This window comes from Pseudomonas nabeulensis (genome assembly GCF_004682045.1).
Lineage (GTDB): Bacteria > Pseudomonadota > Gammaproteobacteria > Pseudomonadales > Pseudomonadaceae > Aquipseudomonas > Aquipseudomonas nabeulensis.
Genome location: NZ_QUZT01000120.1, coordinates 1 through 8845, shown reverse-complemented (window position 1 = coordinate 8845; position 8845 = coordinate 1). Strand labels below are relative to the sequence as shown.

The following is an 8845-nucleotide window of genomic DNA, read 5'->3' as shown; positions in this document are numbered from 1 at the left end:
GCTCGCTACGTGATCACTGCTTCTGCTTCTATCTCGATCAGCCACTCTGGCAGCGTCATCATTTCGTAGGAGCGCTCCCACGCGACTTTCAGGTTGCGTCCGACGAGCCTCATCGCTACCCTTCGCAGGTCGCTGCAAATTCAGCGAATGGGTGTGGTAGCCCAGTTCTTTCATAGACCCCAAAACGCTCAAGGGCGTTTTTTTGTGCGGGCTGCTTTGTGGCGGCTGTGCATGGGAGGCTTCGGCCTGCCGGGTTTCTATGACCGGTCTACCACCCCGTGTACAGTCGCCTCCTTACTTCGTGTGGTAGCGAAATGGAGGTGCTCATTCATAGGAGCTTCGCCATGAAGAAAGTCACGCCCAATCCCCCGTCGTCCAGCTCGGAAGACACCCTGCCATCGCCCCCCCGAAATACTTTTCACCGTCCGCCCCGGCCTAAGTACCGAAGCGGCCTTGAGCAATGCCAGTGAGATACTTGAATCGGCAACTGCCTGCGCCTACAACTGCGCCGAACACCTTGATGGGCAAAGTCGCAAGCAGGTGCTTGCAGTGGTGCAGATGATTGAGATTGTGCAGTTATTGGTAGATGAAGCATTGAACCGGGAATACCCGGTGGCCTGGGAAGGCAAATGAAATGTGGGAGGGGGCTTGCCCCCGATGGCGGTGTGTCAGTTGAAGTATTCATCACTGACCCGCCGCTATCGGGGGCAAGCCCCCTCCCACATTGGATCTTCATACACCGTTAATCGGTGTGCTTATGCCCAATCAGCGATAGCGTTCCAGCCAGTGGGCATAAGGCGCGGGCAAGGTCCACGACGATTTCTCGACCCCCAGTTCCTTGGCGGCAAAGTACGCCCAATGCGGATCAGCCAGGTGCGCGCGCCCCACCGACACCACGTCCAGATGCCCGGATTGCAGCGCTTCTTCCGCCAGTTGCGGCGTACCAAAACCCCAAGCCGATGTCACCGGGATACCGGCCTCGCGACGCACGCGCTCGGCAATCGGCCCCATGAACGCTGGCCCCCACGGGATATTGGTGTCGGGGATGGTGAAGCCGACGCTGACGCTCAGCAGGTCCAGGCCACCGGCCTTGAAGCGACGCGCCAGTTCGATGGATTCGGTGAGGGTCTGCTCGTCGCGGCCGTCGTATTCGATCACGCCAAAACGTGCGGTGAGCGGCAGGTTTTCCGGCCACACTTCACGCACGGCGGCCAGGGTTTCCAGGAGGAACCGGCTGCGGTTGTCAAAGCTGCCGCCGTAGGCGTCGGTGCGCTGGTTGGAGTGCTCGGAGAAGAAACTCTGGCCCAGGTAGCCGTGGGCGAAGTGCAGCTCAATCCATTCAAAACCGGCGTCGCGGGCACGGCGGGCGCCGTCGACAAAGTCCTGTTTGACCCGGGCAATGTCGTCCAGGGTCATGGCGCGTGGCACTTGCGGCAGGTTGGCACCGAAGGCGATGGCCGATGGGGCGATGGTTTCCCATGAGCGCTCATCGGAAGGCGCCATGTGGTCATCACCTTCCCACGGGCGGTTGGCGCTGGCTTTACGGCCAGCATGGGCAATCTGGATACCCGGCACGGAACCCGCGGCCTTGATGGCCTTGACCATCGGCACGAACGCTTCGGCGTGGGCATCGCTCCAGATACCGGCGCAGCCGGGGGTGATACGGCCTTCCGGCGCAACCGCAGTGGCCTCGACCACCACCAGCCCCGCCCCACCACGGGCCATGCTGGCCAGGTGCACGTGGTGCCAGTCGTTGACGATGCCATCTTCGGCCACGTATTGGCACATAGGCGGGATGGCAATGCGATTGCGCAGGGTGATGTCTTTGAGTTTGAACGGTTGGAACAACGCGGCCATGAGTGACTCCAGCAAGTGAATGTCTGTTTCGATAGTTCGATAGTAGTCGAACTATGGCCTTGAGCGAAAGCCCCGGTTATCATGCCGCCCATGCGAGCCTTCAAACATCCCCCGCTTCAAGACCTCACCCTCGAACGCGTGCTCTACGCCCTGAGCGACCCGGTGCGCCTGGAAATCGTGCGCTGCCTGGCCGGCGTACCCGAGGCCACGTGCGGTGAATTGGATGGCGGACGGCCCAAGTCGAGCATGTCCCATCACTTTCGGGTGTTGCGTGATGCAGGGTTGGTGCAGACGCGCAGTGTGGGCACTACCCATATGAATTCATTGCGCAGCGACGTGCTTGAAAGTCGCTTCCCCGGCTTGCTGGCGAGCATCCTGGCCCAACATTAAGCTACGATTCAGCTAACTGCCGAACCTTTCCCCCCACCCCCGCGTCCGACCTAAAGCACTCCTGCTTACCGCTCGCCGCGAGGTCCTCGTTTGAAAGCCGCACTCGTCGAAAAATACCGCTTGATCATCAAGACCATGGGCTACGTCGGCTGGTCGTTGTTCTGGCTGTTGCTGTGGGATATCGCCGTCACGGTGGATTTCATGCTGTTTCTCAACGCCAAGATCAACCTGCCGCTGATGCCGCTGACCCTGCTCGGTTCGGCGCTGGTGGTGCTGATCAGTTTTCGTAACAGCAGCGCCTATAACCGCTGGTGGGAAGCCCGCACGTTGTGGGGGGCGATGGTCAACAATTCCCGCAGCTTTGCGCGCCAGGTGCTGACCTTGCTGGATGACGCCGACAGCGAAGTCAATCCGGTCAAGGCCACCCTGCTGCGCCGTCACGTGGCCTATGTGAATTGCCTGGCCGCCCACCTCAAGGGTCAACCCTGCCCCGAAGAAGTGCGCGCGTTTATCCCTGCCGAGGAATTTGCGCGCAACGGCGCCACCAATAATTTCGCCAACGATATCCTCACCGGTTCGGCCGCGTTACTGGCCAAGGAATACAAGGCCGGCCACCTGGACAGCATCCGCCTGGCGCGGCTGGAGTCGACGCTGGTGGATCTGTCCAACGCCCAGGGCGGCATGGAGCGTATCGCCAATACGCCACTGCCCTACCCTTACGTGTATTTCCCGCGCCTGTTTATCTCGCTGTTCTGCCTGATCGTGCCGGTGGGCCTGGTGGAATCCCTGGGCTGGTTCACCCCGCTGGCATCGACGGTGGTGGGCTTTATGTTGCTGGCCATCGAACGCATCGGCACCGACTTGCAGAGCCCATTCCGCTCCAGCGAACACCAGATCCAGATGGAAACCATCTGCGAAACCATCGAGAAAAACCTGCAATCGATGCAACGGGATGCGCTGGGTGGCGAGCGCATCAGTTAAACCCCTTTTGCGGCCTCAAGTGCGTGCTCCCGCAGTCGATATACAGGGGGTACGCATGGGCGACACCCCTTTGATAACAACACATGCGGCGCTCGACCCTACTGTTTTCTCCTTGCCAAAATTATAAATACCCGCGGGTGAAGTCATGAATATCAAGCAAAAGCTGACCTGGGCATTTGCCGCCATCGCGTGCGTGCCGGTTATCCTGGTGGCCGTGCTGGTCGTGTTGAATCTGCGCGAGGGGGCCCAGGCCAATTTCCTCGACAGCAGCGGCCGCGAGATCCGCCAGATCGACAATGGCATGCAGCAGTTCTTCGACGGCATCAGCCAGAACGTCGAGTACGTGGCCAAGGACCCGCGTGTTGTCGCGGCCAAGGACCTGAAAAACTACGCCGGCGCCGATGCCGCACAAATCCCCCTCACCCCGACCAATAAAGAGTTGCTGGCGATTTTCGAGCAGTTCGCCAAAAGCCATCCCAGCACCGCCTACCTGTCCCTGGGCCTCGCCGACGGTGGCTACGCCAGCTACCCCGACGACACCAGGCTGAACAACTACGACCCGCGCGTACGCCCTTGGTACAAAGCGGCCATCGCCGCACCGGGCAAGACCGTGCGCACCGGCGCCTACTATTGGGCGCCGGACGACGTGGTACTGATCGGCACCGTGCACACCGTTGCCGATGCCACCGGCAACCTGCTCGGCGTGGTCGGCCTGGACGTGTCCCTCAAGCAACTCACCGAACTGGTGCGCAACATCAAGCTGGGCGACAGCGGCTACCTGATGCTGGTGGAAGCCAACGGCAACGTGCTGGTCGACCCCAGCGACGCCAAGCACAACTTCAAGCCCCTGGCCGACCTGGGCCCGAACTATGCGGAGCTGGCCAAGCGCGGCGACGGCATGACCGCCATCGAGATCGACGGCGTGCCCTACATGGCCAACGTGGTCAGCTCCAACGCCCTGGGCTGGCGCTTTATCGGCCTGATCAAGCGCGATGAAGTGATGGCCGGCGCCACCCACCTCACGTGGTTGATCGCTGCGATTGCCGCCGCGTTGGCGATTGTCTTCGCGATTGTCGGCGCGAGTTTCGCCCGGGTGATCGTGCGCCCGATCCGGGGCGTGGCCGACGGTCTGCAAGAAATCGCCGAAGGTGAAGGCGACCTCACCCGTCAACTCATCGTGCAGGGCAAGGATGAAACCGCGACCCTTGCCGGCTGGTTCAACCAATTCCTGAGCATGATCGCGCAACTGGTACAACGCATCGGCAACGCCTCTTCGGACCTGCAAACCGCCGCCGCCGACACCAGCCAAGTCGCCAACAACATGAACCAGGCTGCCGGCCGCCAGCGCGAAGCGGTGGAACTGGTCAGCACCGCGTTCAACGAAATGGTCGCCACTGCCAACGAAGTCGCGCGTTCTTGCAGCGCCGCCGCCACCAGTGCCGACGAAGGCTACCGCGATGTGCACGACGGCCAGCAACACATTGGCGAAGCCACCGGCAGCGTGCTCCAGCTCAGCGAAGACCTGCAACGCTCGACCCAGACCATGCAGCAGTTGGAGCAGGACAGCAAAAACATCAACACCATCCTCGACACCATCCGCTCGATTGCCGAGCAGACCAACTTGCTGGCGCTCAACGCAGCTATCGAGGCGGCCCGCGCCGGTGACCAGGGCCGTGGCTTTGCGGTCGTGGCCGACGAAGTGCGCGCCCTGGCCCGCCGCACCGCCGACTCCACCGGCGAAATCGACAGCCTGCTGGGCAACCTCGCTCGCCGTACCCAGGAGGTCACCCAGCAGATGCAAGGCAGCCTGCTGGTGTCCCACACCAGTGTGGAACGCATCCAGCAGGCCCGCGACAGCTTCGACAAGATCCGGGGATCAGTGGACTCGATCCGCGACCAAAATACCCAGATCGCCACCGCCGCCGAAGAGCAGCACCAGGTGGCCGAAGAGATCAACCGGCACATCGCGCAGATCCACGCCGATGCGCAACTGGTCGAAAGCTTCGCCCACTCGGCGCAGACCGGATCAGGCCGGCTTACGGATATTTCGGGTCAACTCAAGGGGTTGGTGGGCCGGTTCAAGTTCTGACACCGGCTTGGGGCTCTCGGCGTCACCGTCGAGGGCCTTGCGCATTTTCGCCATGTCCAGCGCCCCGACCCACTTGGCGATGGCCATGGTGCCCACGCCATTGCCGATGGTGTTGGTGATCGCCCGCGCTTCCGACATAAAACGGTCCACACCCAGCAACAGCACCATGCCCGCCACCGGAATCGTGCCCAGGGACGACAGCGTAGCCGCCAGGATAATAAAGCCGGAACCGGTCACCCCCGCCGAGCCCTTTGACGTAAACATCAGCACCGCCAGCACGATCAATTGATCGGTGAGGGTCAACGGCGTGTTGGTGGCCTGGGCGATAAAGATCGCGGCGATGGTGTAGTAGATCGCCTGGCCGTCCGGGTTGAAGGTCAGGCCCGACGGAATGATCATCCCCGCCACCGGCTTGGACACGCCGGCCTTTTCCATCTTGGCGATCATCTGCGGCAACACCGATTCCGACGAACTGGTGCCGAGCACGGTGAACAGTTCTTCCTTGATGAACTTCAGGAACTTCCACAGGCTGAACCCGCTGTAGCGGCAAATCGGCCCCAGCACGAAGATCACGAACAGCGCGCAGGTCAGGTAGACGCAAGCCATCAGCTTGCCCAGGGAAAACAGCGAGCCAAAACCGTATTTGCCGATGGTGAAGGCAATTGCGCCAAACGCACCGATGGGTGCCAGGCGCATCACCATGTTGACGATACGAAACATGCCCTGCATCAGGCTGTCCAGCGTGTCGACAAAGGGTTTGCCCCGCGGCCCCACCGCGGCCAGCGCCACGCCGAGCAGGATCGAAAACAGCAGGATTTGCAGCACATTGCCCTTGGCAAAGGCATCCACCAGGGTGTCGGGAATGATGTTCATGACAAAGTCCATGAACGAGTCGTGCTTGACCGCCGAGGTGTAGGTGGCAAGGCTTGAGGTGTCGAGGGTGGCCACATCGATATTCATGCCGGCGCCGGGCTTGAACACATCCACCACCACCAACCCCACCACCAGCGCCAGGGTCGACACCACTTCGAAGTAGAGCAACGCGCGAAAACCCACACGCCCCAGTTCTTTCATGTTCTCCATCTTGGCGATGCCGGTCACCACCGTGAGGAAGATTACCGGCGCCAGCAGCATCTTGATCAGCTTGATAAAGGCATCGCCCAAGGGCTTGAGCGCGGCGCCGGTCTCGGGGACGCACACCCCGACAATCGCGCCGAGGATGACCGCCAGCAGCACTTGTACGTAGAGTTTGCCAAGGATTCTTTTCATGACAGGGCCCTGATTTTTATTGTTGTCAGGAAATGCCAAGGGGCCAGGCCCCTTGGCGTTATGCCGCAGTACTGCTGTGAATCAACGGTTGATCAGCGCGATCACCGCGTCGGTGATCTGACGGGTAGTCGCGGTGCCGCCCAGGTCGGGGGTGTGCAGGCCGCTTTCGGTGACGGCTTCGATGGCCGACATCAATTGCCGGGCAGCGGCTGGCTCGCCGAGGTGTTCGAGCATCATCGCGGCGGTCCAGAAGGTGGCGATGGGGTTGGCCACGCCCTTGCCAGTGATGTCGAATGCGGAGCCGTGGATCGGTTCGAACATCGACGGGAACTGGCGCGACGGGTTGAGGTTGGCGGTGGGCGCAATGCCCAGGCTGCCGGACAGCGCGGCGGCCAGGTCGGAGAGGATGTCGGCGTGCAGGTTGGTGGCAACGATGACGTCGAGGGTCGCAGGCTTGAGCACCATGCGCGTGGTCACTGCGTCCACCAGTTCCTTGTCGACCTTTACATCCGGGAAGTCCTTGGCCACCTCATAGAAGATCTCGTCCCACAACACCATGCCGTGACGCTGGGCGTTGGACTTGGTGACCATGGTCAGGTGCTTGCGCGGGCGGCTGCGGGCCAGTTCGAAGGCGTAACGGTGGATGCGTTCCACACCCGCGCGGGTGAATACCGAGACTTCAGTGGCGACCTCTTCGGGCAAGCCGCGATGCACGCGCCCGCCGTTGCCGGAATATTCGCCCTCGGAGTTCTCGCGCACCACCACCCAGTCAATCTGGTCGCCGTTATGCAGTGGGCTTTTCACCCCTGGCAGCACTCGCGCCGGGCGTACGTTGGCGTATTGGTCGAAGCCCTGGCAGATCGGCAGGCGCAGGCCCCACAGCGAGATATGATCCGGCACGTTCAGCGCACCCACGGCGCCGAAGAAGATCGCGTCGAAGGTCTTCAGCTCGGCCAAGCCGCCTTCCGGGATGTAGTACCCGTTCTTCAGGTAATTGTCGGAGTTCCAGTCGAAATGCTTGAAGTTCAGGCTGAAACCGGCCTTGTGCGCCAGGCTTTGCAGCACTTCAACGCCGGCGGCGATCACTTCCACACCGATGCCATCACCCGGGATTGCTGCAATGTTGTATGCGTTCATCGTTCACTCCAGTGTTTTTGTTTTTCCCGCCGGCGCTGGGCTGTCCAAACGGGGTGTGACCGGAGTATATGTAGCGATCCAAGCAGCATGATCGACTCGAAATCACTACATAAATAACTTTGAGTTACGAATGAGTCAGACCCTCGACTTGTCGTTTTTCCACCTGCTGGCGAATAAAGGCAGCCTGGTGGCCACCGCCCGCGAACTGGGAGTCACTCCGCCGGCGGTGAGCAAACGCCTGACCGCACTGGAGGCGCGCCTGGGTATCCGGCTGGTCAATCGCACCACACGCTCCATGAGCCTCACCTCCGAAGGCGAGCTGTATTTCAGCCACGCGGCGCGCATCCTCACCCAGATCGACGAGCTGGAGCAGCAGCTCACCAGCAGCCGCGCCGCGCCCAAGGGGTTGATTCGGGTGAATGCATCATTGGGCTTTGGCCGCCGGCATATCGGCCCGGCGCTGGCGGCGTTTTTCGCGCAGTACCCGGAGGTGGAGATCCAGCTGGAAATCAGTGACCACCCGCTGGACTTGACCACCCACGGCTTCGACCTCGGCATCCGCTTCGGCAGTCTGCCGGACGCGGCGTTCCATGCGCGCAAGATCGCCTCCAACCGCCGCCTGCTGTGCGCCTCGCCGCTGTACCTGGACAAACACGGTACGCCGCAAAAACTCGCCGACCTGCCTCAGCACAACTGCATTTTCATCCGCCAGAACGAATCGCCGTATGGCGTGTGGTCATTTACCCATGGCGGCCACACCGAGAACATCAAGGTGCAAGGCGCACTGGGCTGTAATGACGGCGAAGTCGCGCTGAACTGGGCATTGGAGGGCTACGGGATTCTGTTGCGCGCCGAATGGGACATCGCCCGCTATGTGCGCAGCGGGCGCCTGCGCCTGGTGCTGGAAGACCAGACGCCCACCCGCGCCGATGTGTACGCGGTGTACCCGCAACAACTGCACCTCTCGGCGAGGGTGCGCTGCCTGATCGACTTTCTGATCGAACGCTTCAAGCACCTGGATAAGGTGGATGAGGGGTTGGTGAGCGAGTGAATAGTCGCTACTCAGCTGATCCCAGGTCTTGAAATGCAATCAAGGTGGGAGGGGGCTTGCCCTAATGCCAG

General features: G+C 61.5%; 7 protein-coding genes and 2 pseudogenes. 6 read left to right on the top strand and 3 right to left on the bottom strand.

Translation table 11 applies throughout. The annotated features are described in order from the left end of the window. Nucleotides 1-453 precede the first annotated feature (453 nt). The gene (locus DYL61_RS30700) at nucleotides 454-633 is read left to right on the top strand and encodes a DUF6124 family protein (protein ID WP_135311505.1); all 180 of its coding nucleotides are present in this window, start codon (nucleotides 454-456) and stop codon (nucleotides 631-633) included. 132 nt (nucleotides 634-765) lie between these two features. Here DYL61_RS30700 and DYL61_RS30695 read toward each other — a convergent pair whose 3' ends face one another. Next, entirely contained in the window at nucleotides 766-1857 is a 1092-nt protein-coding gene (locus DYL61_RS30695; protein ID WP_135311504.1) for an NADH:flavin oxidoreductase/NADH oxidase, read from the bottom strand. A 90-nt stretch (nucleotides 1858-1947) separates the two neighbouring features. On the opposite strand from DYL61_RS30695, the gene DYL61_RS30690 reads away from it, so the two are divergent. From DYL61_RS30690 to DYL61_RS32035, 4 genes and pseudogenes are all read left to right on the top strand, one after another. Continuing rightward, nucleotides 1948-2247: an ArsR/SmtB family transcription factor gene (locus DYL61_RS30690; protein ID WP_135311503.1), complete on the top strand. Its 300-nt coding sequence runs from the start codon at nucleotides 1948-1950 to the stop codon at nucleotides 2245-2247. Between the two features lie 90 nt (nucleotides 2248-2337). After that, nucleotides 2338-3228 (top strand): bestrophin family protein, encoded by an 891-nt coding sequence (locus DYL61_RS30685; RefSeq protein ID WP_105695565.1) that lies wholly within the window; start codon nucleotides 2338-2340, stop codon nucleotides 3226-3228. A 145-nt stretch (nucleotides 3229-3373) separates the two neighbouring features. Then, nucleotides 3374-4453, top strand: a pseudogene (locus DYL61_RS32040) (cache domain-containing protein); the annotation flags it as partial. Between the two features lie 321 nt (nucleotides 4454-4774). Then, nucleotides 4775-5317: pseudogene (locus DYL61_RS32035) on the top strand (methyl-accepting chemotaxis protein); the annotation flags it as partial. Here DYL61_RS32035 and DYL61_RS30675 read toward each other — a convergent pair. Together DYL61_RS30675 and DYL61_RS30670 are read right to left on the bottom strand one after the other, a co-directional pair. After that, nucleotides 5255-6586 carry a dicarboxylate/amino acid:cation symporter gene (locus tag DYL61_RS30675; protein ID WP_193559473.1) on the bottom strand — a complete coding sequence of 444 codons (1332 nt, stop codon included), beginning with the start codon at nucleotides 6584-6586 and terminating at the stop codon, nucleotides 5255-5257. The pseudogene DYL61_RS32035 and the gene DYL61_RS30675 sit on opposite strands and share 63 nt — an antisense overlap. Nucleotides 6587-6667: 81 nt before the next feature. Further along, nucleotides 6668-7723 carry a tartrate dehydrogenase gene (locus DYL61_RS30670; protein ID WP_135311501.1) on the bottom strand — a complete coding sequence of 352 codons (1056 nt, stop codon included), beginning with the start codon at nucleotides 7721-7723 and terminating at the stop codon, nucleotides 6668-6670. Nucleotides 7724-7853: 130 nt separating this feature from the next. On the opposite strand from DYL61_RS30670, the gene DYL61_RS30665 reads away from it, so the two are divergent. Continuing rightward, entirely contained in the window at nucleotides 7854-8774 is a 921-nt protein-coding gene (locus tag DYL61_RS30665; protein ID WP_135311500.1) for a LysR family transcriptional regulator, read from the top strand. Nucleotides 8775-8845: the final 71 nt, after the last annotated feature.